The sequence below is a fragment of the Bradyrhizobium sp. USDA 4541 genome (assembly GCF_024171085.1).
GTDB classification, from domain to species: Bacteria; Pseudomonadota; Alphaproteobacteria; order Rhizobiales; family Xanthobacteraceae; genus Bradyrhizobium; species Bradyrhizobium australafricanum.
The window spans coordinates 8,698,855-8,713,676 of record NZ_JALJZF010000001.1; the positions used below are offsets into that span (position 1 = coordinate 8,698,855).

Annotated in this window: 8 protein-coding genes; 4 read left to right on the forward strand and 4 right to left on the reverse strand. The window is 58.1% G+C overall.

From position 1 onward, the window contains the following. The first annotated feature begins 54 nt into the window (after positions 1 to 54). Together J2R80_RS41180 and J2R80_RS41185 are read left to right on the forward strand one after the other, a co-directional pair. Positions 55 to 852, forward strand: a complete 798-nt coding sequence (locus tag J2R80_RS41180) for an IclR family transcriptional regulator (RefSeq protein WP_253640753.1) — start codon at positions 55 to 57, stop codon at positions 850 to 852. An 891-nt stretch (positions 853 to 1,743) separates the two neighbouring features. Further along, a complete protein-coding gene (locus J2R80_RS41185; protein WP_253640754.1) occupies positions 1,744 to 1,905 on the forward strand; it encodes a DUF2934 domain-containing protein in 162 nt (53 codons plus the stop codon). A 96-nt stretch (positions 1,906 to 2,001) separates the two neighbouring features. Here J2R80_RS41185 and J2R80_RS41190 read toward each other — a convergent pair whose 3' ends face one another. Together J2R80_RS41190 and J2R80_RS41195 are read right to left on the reverse strand one after the other, a co-directional pair. Further along, on the reverse strand, positions 2,002 to 2,349 hold the full coding sequence (locus tag J2R80_RS41190) for a hypothetical protein (protein ID WP_253640755.1): 348 nt from the start codon (positions 2,347 to 2,349) through the stop codon (positions 2,002 to 2,004). A gap of 296 nt (positions 2,350 to 2,645) precedes the next feature. Further along, the gene (locus tag J2R80_RS41195; protein WP_253640756.1) at positions 2,646 to 3,719 is read right to left on the reverse strand and encodes a hypothetical protein; all 1,074 of its coding nucleotides are present in this window, start codon (positions 3,717 to 3,719) and stop codon (positions 2,646 to 2,648) included. A 1,181-nt stretch (positions 3,720 to 4,900) separates the two neighbouring features. On the opposite strand from J2R80_RS41195, the gene J2R80_RS41200 reads away from it, so the two are divergent. Then, positions 4,901 to 6,280 carry a hypothetical protein gene (locus J2R80_RS41200; RefSeq protein ID WP_253640757.1) on the forward strand — a complete coding sequence of 460 codons (1,380 nt, stop codon included), beginning with the start codon at positions 4,901 to 4,903 and terminating at the stop codon, positions 6,278 to 6,280. Positions 6,281 to 7,200: 920 nt separating this feature from the next. Continuing rightward, the gene (locus J2R80_RS41205) at positions 7,201 to 7,635 is read left to right on the forward strand and encodes an SET domain-containing protein (protein WP_253640758.1); all 435 of its coding nucleotides are present in this window, start codon (positions 7,201 to 7,203) and stop codon (positions 7,633 to 7,635) included. Between the two features lie 1,720 nt (positions 7,636 to 9,355). Here J2R80_RS41205 and J2R80_RS41215 read toward each other — a convergent pair. Together J2R80_RS41215 and J2R80_RS41220 are read right to left on the reverse strand one after the other, a co-directional pair. Then, positions 9,356 to 9,787 carry a hypothetical protein gene (locus tag J2R80_RS41215; RefSeq protein ID WP_253640759.1) on the reverse strand — a complete coding sequence of 144 codons (432 nt, stop codon included), beginning with the start codon at positions 9,785 to 9,787 and terminating at the stop codon, positions 9,356 to 9,358. Between the two features lie 1,161 nt (positions 9,788 to 10,948). Continuing rightward, positions 10,949 to 14,362 (reverse strand): autotransporter domain-containing protein, encoded by a 3,414-nt coding sequence (locus J2R80_RS41220; protein ID WP_253640760.1) that lies wholly within the window; start codon positions 14,360 to 14,362, stop codon positions 10,949 to 10,951. Between the last annotated feature and the right edge of the window lie 460 nt (positions 14,363 to 14,822).

Consider the following 14,822-nt stretch of genomic DNA (forward strand, 5'->3'; position numbering starts at 1 on the left):
TCAGTAGCAATAGTTCCGAAAAATGATAATTTACTTCCGACTAGGGAGATTGCGATGGCCGACCAAAAAAAGACTGCTGGGCCCCTCGACCGAGCGTTCGCCATAGTTGGCCATGTCGCTCATCAGACAAAGGCCGTCTCGGTCGTTGAGATCGCGAACGCCCTTTCGTTACCCGTTCCGACGGCGCATCGACTTGTCGGAAATCTGGAAGAACGCGGCCTTCTTCAGAAAGCGCTTGGATCAAAGCGCTACGTGGTAGGCAATCAATTGGTGATGCTGTCCGCCAGAGTCATCGGCGCGGCTTTTCGCACAGCACGGCGCCACGCCGTGCTGCGCGCGGTTGCCGGCGAGATCGGCGAACAGTGCGAGATCGGGGTCGTGCGCGACAATCTCGTCACTTACGTTGACAGCGTACGTGTGTCCCAACCACAGGGGCTTCAATTCAATCCCGGCGAGGCGGCTCCACTTCACTGCACCTCGACCGGAAAGATCTACATGAGCCGACTGCCCAAAAGGCCGCGTGAAAAGTTATGCCGCTCACTCGCTCTGACCCAGTACACTGATAACACCATCGTGGATTGCGAGACGCTTCTGAAGATTCTCGAGGAGACACGCCATCACGGGTGGGCCAAGACCAATGAGGAATACGTGAAAGGCGTGGTCGGCTGCGCGGTCCCTATCGTTTCACCGGACCGGGAGCTGATAGCCTGTCTTGGCGTCTCGGTGCCCGCGGCGCGAATCAGCTTCGCAGAGCTTGACCGGTTCATTCCTCCACTCCAAAGAGCCGCCGCGCTCCTATCGCAAACCATTCTTCAAACCGACAGCGAGGATGAAACGCTTGAGGATACTTGAGGAAAAGGATCCCTCGACTTCGCCCCTTCTGGTCGGGAGAAGGCACGGATATGCGTCAGAAGATTCGGAGTGATCGCTCGCCGGCGACATCATGAAACGCGCTGGGCGTATCGATGCAAGTCTTTGCCCTCCGGAAACGGCATAGATGGCGGTAAAGTTGATCGCAATTCTGCACAGACAACAAAGATGCACATTTTCAGAGAAGACGATGAAAGAATGCGCCAGAACCACAACAACGCATCCCGCGCAGCCGAGCTATAGTGCACGATGCGCAACATTGCGGGTTCCAAGCTCTCGGTGGTCGCGAGCAGCGCAAGGTGATTTTGCAAGACTTGTTTGTTCGACAATTGGCTGCTGAGCCCACCCGCGCTGTTTGCGCCAGTACTTGGTTGGCGATGGCCAGCAACTCGTTTCAGGATACAGGCAGCTCAAATACGAGGTGGCCTCATCTTGAAAGGCGGATGAACCCTATCGCTGGAGAGAACCGAAGCTTACTGGACGTGACGGGTCCAACGCGAGGAGCTTCCGGTTCGGCTTCACCAGGCCTATGCAGCGCCTCTGCCTGCGCAAGCCGGAAGGCCCGGTAGCTGGGCTAGATCGGCAAGGTCGGGACTAGTTGATCGCGGACAGTGTCCTGCCAATCGGCGAAGCCGTTCGACTCTAGACGTGAGCCCGAAGTCAACGCTCACCGAGCCAGTCAGAAAAGGCGAAGGCTCGATGGGTTGAGGCGCCGCTCTCCTCCTGATTGTCGCGCTGTAGGCGTCGATTGTCGCCGACTCGAATACCGCGACGTCACAACCGAAAGGTTGCGACGCGCCAGTTCGTTCGAGGGCCGACCCAGGACATAGGAACGCATGAAGCTCCCGTCCGTTGAAGCTCCGGAGAAATCCTATGAACAGACGGATTGACGAAACAGTCGCCGTGCGCGCCTATCAGCTCTGGGAAAAGGCCGGCAAGCCGGAAGGACGCGACGAGGAATTCTGGCGTCTGGCCGAACAACAGTTGCTCAACGAGGATAAGAGCTCGCCTCTACGCACCCCCGACGCTCTCTGAGGACGGCAACTGCTCATTTGCCGGGGCCTCGGATCGATGTCCGCGCCTCGCCTCGATGTGAGCGGATTGCTCAGTGAGATTCCGGCCCGGCAAGGCTTAGCGTCGACCTTGTTTGGGCATCTTCTCGGATGTTACCTTGATGCCCGAGAGCTTCTCGAACCCCGGCAATTGGGCCGCGACCGCGTCGGCATACGGATGAATGTCGTAGGCCCAGACGATCGATGCGCCTTCAAACTGGCGCCAATTGATGTCGTCCGCCTTGGCTTGGGTGAAGACCACGGCCGTTCCAGCAAAAAGCGTGGAACAGATGAGAACGTTTCGGGCAACCAATAACCGCGAGAAGCGGCGAGCTTTCTTGTCATCATTCCCTTCTAGGCTCTTTGGCCCGTGAACCCACGCGCCCTCCTCTTCCGGGGCCGCGGGGCAGGGATGCCAATCCGTCATTTTTCCGCCTTGAGGCGGTTTTCAAACGAACGTTGGGTAACATTGGGTAAGATCCAAATTCACGCTTGGTGCCGACGACGCACCTGGTGGGTAAGACAGCATCACGGTTCCGTAAAACAGGTCCTTCTCGGCGAAGCATGATCGCTTTCGCTGACTTGGCTATCGACCTGACGAGGGGCCCGGCCTTCGGACCGGACGCGTATGCGCTCGGCACGCTTGACTTGCAAACAGCTGAAAGGAGGGGCGCCAGTCCCGCCCGATTAGCCGCAGTCGATAGCTCGTCAGGACTGAGAGGGTCAGTTGCCGGAATCCGAGGGGCAATGAGCTCGAGAGTCCGTCATCTTCTCGGGCGTATCGAAGGTGATCCTCGCCTTCTTGATCGGCGCATGATCTTGCGGTGTGCTAGTAATGTTCAAATTATCCACGCTGGCTGTCCGATAATCAGCTAGGTTGCCGCCCAGAAACAAGACCTCGGTCTCCTCGCGCGGTATTCCCCTCAACCAATCTCGCAGCTCCTCATCTCCGGGAGCATGCCCACGCTCTAGAATATCGTTGATCTTTTTGATCGGCCAGGCGGTGACGCTTGGTAACGTATAAGTGTGCAGCTTCTTAGCGTTCCTTGCAATCGCGTTTGCGCCATTCTCGCTGTGGTCCTTTGAAAGGAGCAGTCGCGAGGGGGTCTGGCACAATGACACAAAAGCACTCTCTGTAACGCCTTTCGTGTGCCATGCCGCGAGACGCGCCATATCAATTTCGTCCTCCCTTTCGTCGTCCGAGCAGATAGCAGCCTTATAAACATGCGGGCTAGCCTGAGCACGCAAACCGGCTAGGGAACGCACATGCGCGATGGCACTCACCTCCTTGTCTAGAATGGGCTCACAATCGATGTCCTCGTTCTGAAAGCGGTGCAGCGACAGATACGATGATGCCAGCACATCGTCGAAAATGCGATCGCCGTCGATACTGCCGGCAGAAGATCCGGCGGTTCGTTGCCACTGTGCGGCTCGCTGTGCAGCGAGTTTGATCTCGTTCTTCAGCGCCTTAACGCTCGCTCCGGCTAGCGATGCGGCAAGTTCGGCGCGCCCCCTAACGAAGGATGCGGCCGGGCACCGCTCGCTTTCTTGGATGGCGCCCGCTCTCCGATTGCCCCTCATCATGGTCGAGGGTGATCCAATCCGGGAATCCGCCGAAGCGGCAGTTGAATATGATGTTCGGTGTGACCGCAGTTCACTCAGCTGCTGCTCAAAGTCCGCTTGATCCGGCGACGGGTATGCTGGTGAGCTGGTTTGTGCGCTTAGGCCGCCCGGCTGTTGCTGCGTCCGCTGCTGCTGGGTCAAGGGTTCCAATGTGTTTGGTGGATCGATGTTCATCTGTTCCCCTCGCGCGTGGGACGTTCAGTTTGATCTTGGCAGGTGCGGCTTTCGAGGAGCTGACAAGTGAGGAAAGGAATGGGACCGACCGCCAACTTTTCGGGGGCTTCCCGCTCGGCTATCGATGCTACGGTGCGTACTCCGGGTAATCCCGCGTCTTCGGCGCGCATGAAGGGTTATCGGGTAACGTTGCGGCTGTGTAGCTCCCTGCCAATAGTTGAACAGCCGCTGGTAGTGTGCGCGCAGCCGTGCTGTCCCACATCCTTTTACGCGGCTGAAGTCGCGCAGAGCCTCGGAACGAAGCCACACTTAGCAAAGTATCGCGGCAGAGAAGCAAAGGAAGGGAAGAATTCTGCGCACAATCTGCACATCGAATCTGCCAAGCATCTGCGCGCTTTGTGTCCCCCAGCTACTTCCAGCAGGAGCGAGCGTAACCGGGGACGCCGGCCCAGGCTAAGCAAGCGGACGGCTCGTTGGCCTGAACATCCCAAATGCCCGCGTTCTCGAGCGCAGTCCACCGGTCGGTGGCCAAGGCAAAGGAGGAGGAGCTTCTGCGCGAGGCAGCATTCCTCTTTCTATGCGAATATATGCTCTCCACCTATATGATGGTCGGGGTGCGGGTCCTTCGCCGCGCGATGAACCAACGGTTTTCAATGGATGACGCCTTGCGAGTGCAATGATTCAAGCTTCCTCCTGGCGACACGCAACATGTCGCACGTCGGTCCTCCTTCACATCGGTCGCAGCTGCAAGAATTCCTGCACCGTCCGCACCGCGACACGTGCCAAGATTGCTGGATCCGATTTCCCCTTTGCGGCCAGAGTCCAGACCTTCTCGGCAAAGCATGCCTTCAACGAAGAAGTCCGCCTCAGTTGGGGCACCATCCGGATGGCATCGTCAGAGCACATCCCAGCTCAGTACACACTTTATTTGGGACGATTTTGTAGGTCTCATGATGCTACTCAAAATCGTGCCGGCTCCGACTCAGCCCAGCCAGTGTTTCCGAAAAATGTAATCCGGCATCCCTAGCGCGTCCCTCGGGTGAGTGTGGCAGTCGGGCTAGCCAATTTGGCTCTCTTAAATCCCTAAGTGCGTCAGCTTGTCGACAGCTGAACCTAATAGGCCGAGAACAGAGAGCGACACTATCTGCTCGGGATTGCGACCGACTCAAACGGGAGGTGACATGGACCCATTTAACAGCATCAACCCATTCAACCAAGATCGCGCTGCTCACAACGCCGCGGAGCCACAACCGCAACAGCAACAAGCGGCGTTTGAGCCGTACTTGGATGAAGTGCCGCAGCTTGATACCAGTGCCGTCGCAGGGGTTCCTGTTTCTCCAGGTCACTACTATCCTCGTTTATCCGACGAAGACCGTAGACTCACCGAGGCGTTGGAACTTGTGCACCATGGGGCCCGTGGTCCTCATCCCGAAGACGCAGGACGCCTCGGGGGCGCCGCCGCGCAGCACAGCGCGCCGCGAGAAGCTTTAAGTTGGCCGAACGAGCTGACTGCGGAACATCACGATCAGGATCCGCTGCGGGGGATGATGGGCGAAGCCATCCTAGCATCGTCTCTCATGCCAACCGCGCGCGATCACCAGGCACCGGATCCCGGAGAACCCGTTCGTCACTTCAACTGGAGCGACGGTTACCAGCCGGCTGCGAATGAACGGACGGGGAGCACCTCCCTTTCAAGTCACGCGGCCCTCATGGGTGAGGATTTCAGCGGGCAGTTGAGTCCTGCGAAGAGGCAGAGGACGCTAAGCCATGCGGAACTGGATGCTATTGAGCGCCAGCTGAGCGAGCCGGGCAATTCAATGGCTCGTGTGCTGATGGAAAGCGCCGGCGCACCGTCGCCTTTCGGGCCAGCGGTCGGTTCGCCATTGGTCCTTCCTGAGGAAGGTTACGATCAGGATCGGCTGTGGGCGATGGCGGAAGACGCCGGCCCATCATCGTCTCTCGAGCCAACCGCGCGCCATCAGCAGACCCTGGATTTAGGAGCGGTCGTTCGTCCCTTCAACTTCCGGCAGGGCGACCAGCACGCGTCGGCTGCGCTTGACGGTAGCAGCATCCCGCCGAGCCAGGACAGCCGACCCAACAGTTTAGTGGTTCACACTGACCGCTACACCGCGCTGTTCGTGCCCGCGGCGACGATGAGGCGAAGCAGCCCACTCAATCCGTCAGGCGCTGCCATGCGTCCCGGCTTTCGACTGGAAGGCGTTCCGAACCCCCGTGCGCAGCCGGCGAATCGGGCCTCGCAAGCGCAGCTTGGACGGTCGACGGAAAAAGCCGCTCCGGCGTCCGCCAGGGCTGAGACGCCGTCCCCCGCGGCCCGCGAGATTTATGCTGCATCATGGGCCGTTCCCGAGGGCTTTTCGCACGGCACCCAACCCGCCCCGGACACGATGCTCTCGAAGCTCGGCCGCTGGGGCCTCTTGCCGGACGCGGCGCAGCCGGCAAAACAGTACGACATTCGTGGCGAGCGGTACACCGCCCTCTTGGGCCCGGGAGGGCCCAATGACGTTCGGCTCATCCATCACCCACGAATGGAGGCCGACTGACACTCCCGACGCTAGGAGCCCGTCCAGATAGCTCTGGTATCGGGCTTGTTAATGGACGATAGCTTGCTCCAGCGACTCTTGCGAGCTTGGCGACCTTATGGGCGGTGCAGATGAGCGCTCCCCGATGAACTTGCGCGCATCATCGCTCAGCGACTCCTCGTTCAACCGAACGGCCACCGCCTCTTGTTAGCAGGCCGCCAAAGCTGCGAAGAAACACCTACGGTGTTCTTCACGGCACGTTTGGCGGCATTGCCCTTCGTAAGGCCCTGCTCAAGCCCGAAATAAAGGAAGCATCCTCGGAGTAAAGAGGCTGCTTCCTGCCTACCATTGAAACCCCGGTCGACTGAGCTGGCGGCACCCGACGACGACGGGTCAGGTGGTCCATCAGCCCCAGATGCATATCCTGGTCGTGGCCTTCCGCAAAAGCTCCTCTGGCCAACGGCGTCTGCGGCGTCGTCCATCCGCCTCGAGCCTATCAGTGCCGTATTTTCGGGATCAGCAATGGTCGGGATACCAGGCGCGATCGCCATCGCTCTAGCGCCCACCGATGACTTCCGCAGCTGAGCCAGTGCTGCGCCGACGTTGCCGCCAACGCCAGTGTCCTGGTTATAGCTCTTGACATCAGCATCCAGCGCCTCCGCGGAAAGCTGGCCAGCAATGCCCTTCCTATTTTTTGAGGCAGATAGTCGCTGAACCCTCTGAGCGCAATGCATAGATCATCCCAACTACGCCGCTGACGCTCGCCCAGTTCGCCGAGATCCTGATCCGACAGCAACAGCACCGAAAACAATGCAGAGATCGAAGAAAAATCGAAATCGTGGTGGATGCGCGATTAAACGACCCTACCAATTCTTGCAGGAGATTTGCGGGACTTAGGTCAGTTAGCGTGCTGGGTGTTAGTCACTTTTGGAGATATTTCAGTGTTGATTGTTGAAACCATTTTGAAGCCAGACCGCTTTGGCGGCATCGGACTTTTCTCTGCTGCTCTTTTACCTAAAGGCACATTGGTTTGGATTCATAATCCAATCGTTGACATTGCCGTGACGCCTGAACAGTACGAAGCCCTCCCTCCAACATTTCAAGCTTTACTTGACAAGCATGCCTATCCAAGAGACCGCGATGTTGATGATGGTGTTGTAGAGTACAATGCTGACAATGCCCGTTTCATGAATCACAGCAGTCAGCCAAACACATATCAAGACGATCATTGCCGAATTTTTACAGCCCGTGACGTACAACCGGGTGAAGAACTGACTTGCGATTACTTGTCTTTCGATCCACGGTGCGACTTATCGTGGGTTAAAGAGCTAGCGCCGAATCCTGGAGCCGGAAGGCGCCAGGCGGCGTTGGATTGAGTTTGCGGTCTGGCGACGTTGATTCCGTCGGCGAATTTAACACCGGGGAGAGTTTCGGCAGCGGTGTCCCTATCGAGACGACGCGAGTTGAAGACCATCGTGAGCGCGGTCTTGTTCGACGTCCCTCGGCCGCGCACGAATGCGCTTTCGATGACGTTGGTCCCCTCTACGCGGAGTTCACTACATCTGTTGTGCCAACCTAAGGCTTCGTTACTGGCTCGTTTTTTTACTCGCTAATTCCGCAACGCGTCCTGGCAGCGAAAACACTGGGCTGCGGTTACGATTCCCCCGTGAGCCTTTAAGGGAATTGGTGCGGCGTTCATGCAAAGCAGACCGTGGGAGCGGACGCTGCTGCCCCGAATGCCTCGACGACTTGATTGACGAGAGCAGCCCGGTTCGCGTGATCGACGTATTTGTCGATGCGCTCGGCTGAGATAGGCTTTGAGGTTGCGGAGCCGGCGGCGGTTGGCCATCGTACCATCCCTCGGCGCTCCTCAGGCTTTACATTTACGGCTATCTAAACCCGGGTGCGGTCGGGCCGGCGGCTGGAACGAGAGGCCGGGCGCAATGTCGACGTGATGTGGCTGCTGGTTCGGCTCGCTCCCGATCACAGACGATTGCGGACTTCCGCAAGGACGACGGCCTGTCGCTGCGCAAGCTGTGTGCGAGCTTCGTCGAACTCTGCCAAGAAACGGGCCATCTGGCGGCGGCCAGCCGTCGCCATCGACGGTAGCAAGTTCAAGGCCGCGAACAACCCGGACAGGAACTTCACGCGCGCGAAGATGGAGCGACGGCGTGCTCTGTTGGAGGAGAGCGGCACGCTATCTGAGCCAAACACGGCCGAAGCCAAGAGCCGACAAGCCGCCGACCACGAAGGTGACGAGGCTTACCCACAAGCTGACAAAGCCGAAGGAAGGAAATGGACATGCTTGCTTTCTGCGAGAAGCAAATGCTTGCTTCACCAAGTGACCTGCCACTGAAGTTTCATCCAGCAGCGGTTAGGTACGCCAAGTGGCTTGCAGTGAGACTGAAGTTTGGACTCGAGAACTAGAGTTTTGCGCCTTGGTCACGTTGGCGGGCGGTTACGCCGACTGGTTTTTACGCCGACTGGTTTTGCAGCAAAATCGGCGGTCGATTGCCGATCGCCCCGTGAGCGACAGGTCCGCCATTGCAGCCACGGCACTTTATTGACATCGGCGAGGTGTTGATGTGGAGCTTTGAGTGCAAACTCGGCGCTCCCCCCGCCTCATTCCGACCGAAAGGCCGAGCCGAGGCAGAGGAAGCAGCATGACGAGGAGATCGTCGCATCCTTGCCGGGAGTGAAAAGGATCGTCCTCGCCGCTCACAGAAGCCTTCGATGCCCTGCAGCAACGTGACTATGCCGCCTTGCGCAGTTTGACAGGAGTCGCGCCAGTCACCAAGCGCTCGGGTAGGAGCTGCCTTGGATAGAAGGCAGGCTCCGCGCTTTTTGTCTTTATTCCTGCATAGTGACGTTTGGCATGCGAGCTGCTGAGCGGCTCATCGGCTTGGCTGTTTATCTTCACGCGTCTCCAGACAGTTGAAGCTTGGCGTAGAAAACTCGGCGCGGGTGGTGCCTCCAAACACCCGCGCGTCTTTTTCCGTTAACCCCAGGCCGCGGCGTTGGCCAAAGACGCTGTGGAGACCATTCCATGAATGTGAAGCCTTCCGAACGTGGCGAGTGTCTGCGCCCGTTGCCAGACTAGCGCCTTGACTTCGGTTTCCACCCGCGCCTCGCGCTGCAGTTGCCGGCATAACGCTTCGGTCGCGACCCGGGTAGTATTTGTATTTTATCGGTGTTCAGCTCGACGCTTTTTGCAACCTCGCCGCCAAACCATTCGCTAAACTGAGCTGGAATGATCCGAATGTTCTTTCGGCAGGCAGCAGACTGCAGCATCGCCTGAAGCGTCGTGCAGTTGTTTTTCAAGACCGCCGATTCGCCCGCCGGAATGACAGACTTTGCAAAAACCGTAACTGTTTTTGCAGAGGCTGTAATCTTGCGTGGAAATGCAACGCAGCGGAAGCCGTCCATGCCGTAGACGCATCTCATCTTTCGAAGCTCGATAGGCTGCCCAATGAACTCGGCGGGATCGGCACAAATGTCGTTCCACTCAACAAGCCGAAAATCATTCACGGTGGAAGTCACAACGAACCTGTTAGTTATCTCTGTTTCCGGCGAGCGAGGTACGTCGGCAGCGAGCGCGGGCCGCGGCGAACAGAGCGTGATTGCAGCTCCAAAAGAACACCATAGCAATCTACTGACTCGCACATTCGACATCAAAGCTGGCCCTTGTTTTAAGAATTCGCATCGTCAGCGCCATAACGGAGTATTTCGACTGAGCGGGTTGTGCATGAGCAAGAACCACACCAATGTTCTACGGCAGAGGCGACGAAGCGGCACGCCGCAGATGCGCGGGACAATCTATTATGTCTGACGACCTCACATCGCGCTGCGTTCCCTACACTCAGTCTCTTTCGACACTTGATGTAAGCGATTTAACGTGCGAGCTGCTCGACGAACCAGCAGCGTTTTTGGCAAGATGCAGGACCAAACCGGCTCGGAAGCACAGTGCATAGCCACCCTAAGACTACTGAAGCGGCCGACCGCGTTGAGCGACACCTCCCTTCGCGTGGACAGTGGGACAAGAGTCACTTCGAGGTCACGACCAAATGGTTGACTTCGAAGTTTAATCCGCCTTAAGACGAGGTTATCTCAACGCCGTATTGGACGATGGTTCGTTTGGTCCCGCCGGCCTATTCCCGGGGCACGCCGCAAAGGGGCTCCAGCCACTGCCGCTGCTTTTCCAGAGTTTGTCCGCAGCGCGCGAGCGTTTCTCCAGAGCCTCGGCCTCGCCAGGATGGCCGAATCCGTTGCGCGCATTCGCGCATGGCTTTGTCCAGCGCTGCCTGCCCGAAGCCATTGACTTGTCGCGCCGTTCGCGACCCGTTGCGTCGAGGCTTCCTTCCCGCAGGCGCTCGGTCCTTGGGCCCCCAACGTTCCTTTGGAATTCAGCTGGATCTCCGGCTCACGCTCGGTGATCATGCGAGCCGGAGTCGGACGGCCGCTCGATCCCACCCGACGCTTGAGGCGCTCTAGACGATGTCGGAAGATCGTCAGCGTTGATGCAAATGCTGCTTGCCCTCGAGAGAGTTCGCTCCGACATCCCGCGCGGAAGTCAGCACCGGCGTTCAAGCAGGCTAGCCTCGATCGTGAGCGCCAGCCTCTCGTCGAGGAAACCTGGATTGAAATAACGAGATCTCATTGCTGTGTAGCACGCGGGCGAAATGCATTGCATCAGAACTTCACATTGAAGGTGGCATTCAGTCCGTTCTGGGTGATGCCTGAACCGAACTGACCCTGGTAGGCGATGCCAAGAGTGCTGTTGCTCGAAAGCTGGAAGTCCAAACCGGATTCGACGAGTGCCACGTCCTTGCCGATGGATAGGCCTGAAGCTGCAAAAGGGCTGGATCCAGCAGCAAAGCTGGCTGTCGACAGCGGAATGAGGTCGCCTACGGCATGACGCCAGCCAATATCGGCTCGCGCAGTCGTGGCTATCTGGCCAAGTTGAAAACGGGTGGTCGCGTAGACGCCGAGCGTGGAGAGCGTCGTATCCAGCGTGCCAGCGTGAACACTAAGCGCCGCTCCGTTCAACCCCCTCTCGCTAAAGCTATCCGTCGCCGCGCGAACATGGGCGAGATTGGCATAGGGCTCGATCACCGACCCGTCACCGAGATGGACTTTATAGCCGAGTTCTCCAAAAATCTGGAACGTGCCTGCATCGTAATCCGAGATCAAGTTGTCGTTGAACCCTGGGAACCTCACGTTGCGGCTCATCTCGAGATCGTGCCATGTATAGGCAAGGCCTGAACGGAAGGCGATGGCCCCTTCTGGCACGGTCCACTCGGTGCCGGCATAGGTCCCGAACGTGTAATTGTCGCTGCGGCCTGACGACGAGGCCGCGCCGACCTTGAAAATGGAACGGCTATAGCCTGCAACAACACCGACCCGCCAGTCGTCAAATGCCGACGTGTCGATCCCGGTCATGAGGCCGCTGATGGTGGATCTGGTGCTCGCACCATTGTTATCGCCCGATTGGGTCGTCCATCCGCCAAAGGCAGAAGCCCACGCTGCATACCCCTGCAGGTCATAAGAGGGCAGGCCAGACGAAGCCGGGCCGACCAGGCCTGTAGCAGAGGCAGAATTGCCGCGCGACCACTTCTGCTCAGGACCATAACCCATCACCGCCATCGCCGAGGTTGGCGCGCCGTCAAACGCCTGTTCGAGACGGTTGTAGACTGCCGAACGCGCATAGTAGCTGTCATTGACACGTCTGCCCTGCTCGGACGCATAGATGGACGGCGAAAGCTGACGCAGCCCAGATGTCACCGCCGTGCCGTCCGGCGCGGAAAAGTCGAGCGCCGCGAGAAGCGGGTGCAGCCCTGTAGCTGCGTTGCCAGCTACTCGATCGAGCGCCGCGCCCACCTGGCGGCTGTTGGCGTCGGTCCCATAACGCGAATAGGCATCGGATGGGCGGGAGAGTGTCAAGGCGTAGGTGTTGTCGCCTTGAGCCGTTGCACTCGCCAGCAAGGTGGGCGATTGCAGCGATGTCGTCACGTTCGTGAACGAGCCTGTGAGATTTGTCGCATTCAGCCACTGATCGGAGGAGACGTTAAAGCCGTTACCATACCAGCCACGCTGCGGGGTGATCGTGAGCGTACCATCGAGCGTCGTATTGCCATTCACCACGAGATGGCTGAACGCGCCAGCATCGTTTACGGCGACCTGCAAGCGACCGGTCGAGGTTTGCAGATAGTCGCCATACACCTTGATGCTGTTGTCCAGACCGTTGATGAGGGGCGCGACAGCACCGCTGTTGGTGAAGCGACCACTAGCATTGAGCAGATAACTGCCGTTACCGGACAGGGTTGCACCTTGCGCGACACTTGCATCGTACACCGCGTGATTGCCAGTCAATGTCGTGGCGCCACCGGCGAACTGCAGCGAAAGATTGTTACGTCCAACGATATTACCGTCGTAGCGGGTTGCAAAATTTGTGTCGGGCTCCTGCGTTGAGTGATCGTTCGCATCAGGCTTCAACCCGAACGTTAATTTGGTCAGACGCGGAGCACCGTTCTCGTCAAGCTGGTTGTAGTCAGACAAGATGTCCCCCGACAATGCAGAGCCACGCATCACATTGATCTCGCCGACGTAACCATTGTTCGACATGTACATCGCTGCATGACTGCCAGCCAGTCGCCCGGTCAGATCGAACTTGCTGACGAGCGGACCTGCGATCTCGTTCAGCATCGGGGCTTGGTTATTGCCAATCGTGCGAATATACGAACCACGATATTCATAGTAATTGCCCATCGCATTGTTGCCAAAGTCGAAACTTGCCGCGATGCCATGCTCACCGAGAGCCTGCACATCGCCACGCTGAGTCAGTGTGTGGTCCTTGCCATAGGCGAACATAACACCGCGCCCATAGGCGCCGTCGGCGTACACACGGGTCCCGGACGGAATTGTGATCTGATTGTTTTCGCCGTCGACGCGGATGCCGGAGCCCCCTGCTCCTTTCGAAAGCAGGTCGGCGCGCTGGACCACAGTGTTGCCGCTGCCATAGACGTGCAGTCCCAGTCCGAGAGTAGCCGTATTGTACGTATTTGGCAGATAGGCGGTACCCTCAGCATTCCGAGCGAAGAACGGATTGTCGTTTATCAGATCGCGACCGGTGCCATAGATGGAGTAACCAAATAGACCACGCCGATCAATGCTTTGGCCGATGTCCTGGAAGGCGGCGATCTCCGCCTCCATCGGGGCGGTGTAGTTCCGGTATTGCTGGTGGCTCAACAGGCTGTTCTTAAGCTCGCTATGCGAGACAAAGGGGACATCCAGCCGGCCGTCCTCAGTCATCACTCGAACGGGAATACCTGGCATGGCACCGGCCAGCACTTCACTCACATGCTTCCCGGCAAAATAGCCCCGATCGTGGCGCAGGTCGAAAACGTCCTCAGCTGGCGAGTTCACGCACAGCGAGCAATAGATCACCTGCCCCGGCCTGGCTTGTTTGCCGTTGTCGTCATACAAATGGTTAGTCCAGGCATTTATCGCATTAGGGAAGTACGGCGATATCGGCTCGGTGCGCCAACCATCATAACCGTCAATGGTACCGGCCATTCCCAGCTGATGAGCGAACTCATGAATCATAACAGGTGCCAGGCCGATCTTCGGCGTCATTGGCAATTGCGAAGGAATGTATGCTTCGGATGAAAATCCCATTTCGCCGATCGCAATCATACCATGTGCGCCATGGTTCAACTCGCCCGGATTCTGACCGGTGACTGCCGCCTGCACCTTGTTCTCGCCATCAGGCGAGCTCTGGACTGAGGCCCATGCCGTGTTGCCCTGAATTCCGCCGATGTTGACGACGGCCGGCGACTGCCCGGGTTTGACCCTTATGATTTCGGCCCAATAGCGGATCGCTGCCAGCGAATGGTCCGTTTCCCATTGCGCTAGATCCCGAGCTGAATACGCCGGCTCGCTACCTCCGCCACAACAGAAAGGGCCATCTCCGGGACCGAATATCCGTGCTCGGATAAAGGACACGCCGTTCGAATCCCTAACATCGTAAGTTTCAACCGCTCTACTGGGAGAATCCAGCAAGGCACTAGCCGCAAGCACGATGGTCGTAATTGTCTTCGTCTTCATTTACAGATTCTGTTCGAGGTCTTGATTGCCGGCGTGCTTCGCCGTCCAACTTGGAGCGCGCGTGCACGCAGATGCGCCAGCGAAGCGCAGCCGTCATTGATCGGACATCGGCCTTGCGCCTTCGTAGCCCGAGTCTGACGGCAGAACTTCAATTCAAAAGGAAGGCTAGCTCTCTGCAGGGAAGCCAGCCTTGATGAAGTCAAGTCAATTCACAAGTATGTCCCTCATTGCTGGTGACTTTGATTTCAACTTCCTCAAACTCAAGCTCTGGCACTTCACGCTTGCCATTTGCGATCCGCCGAGCCGCGGCTCGCCTGAGCGATGATGACCGCCCGATGCTTCGCGGCCGTGGCCGATGTCGAGCGTTTTCATGGGCCCCGTTAACAATGCGAGCTCCTATTGTCTTTTGATCGCAGACAGATCCTGCATTCTGCAGCGCCAATCCCGACAAAGCAGGCGA

Coding starts and splice junctions, on each gene's coding strand:
- J2R80_RS41180 (WP_253640753.1), top strand. CDS start 55: ATGGCCGACCAAAAAAAGACTGCTGGGCCCCTCGACCGAGCGTTCGCC.
- J2R80_RS41185 (WP_253640754.1), top strand. CDS start 1,744: ATGAACAGACGGATTGACGAAACAGTCGCCGTGCGCGCCTATCAGCTC.
- J2R80_RS41190 (WP_253640755.1), bottom strand. CDS start 2,349: ATGACGGATTGGCATCCCTGCCCCGCGGCCCCGGAAGAGGAGGGCGCG.
- J2R80_RS41195 (WP_253640756.1), bottom strand. CDS start 3,719: ATGAACATCGATCCACCAAACACATTGGAACCCTTGACCCAGCAGCAG.
- J2R80_RS41200 (WP_253640757.1), top strand. CDS start 4,901: ATGGACCCATTTAACAGCATCAACCCATTCAACCAAGATCGCGCTGCT.
- J2R80_RS41220 (WP_253640760.1), bottom strand. CDS start 14,362: ATGAAGACGAAGACAATTACGACCATCGTGCTTGCGGCTAGTGCCTTG.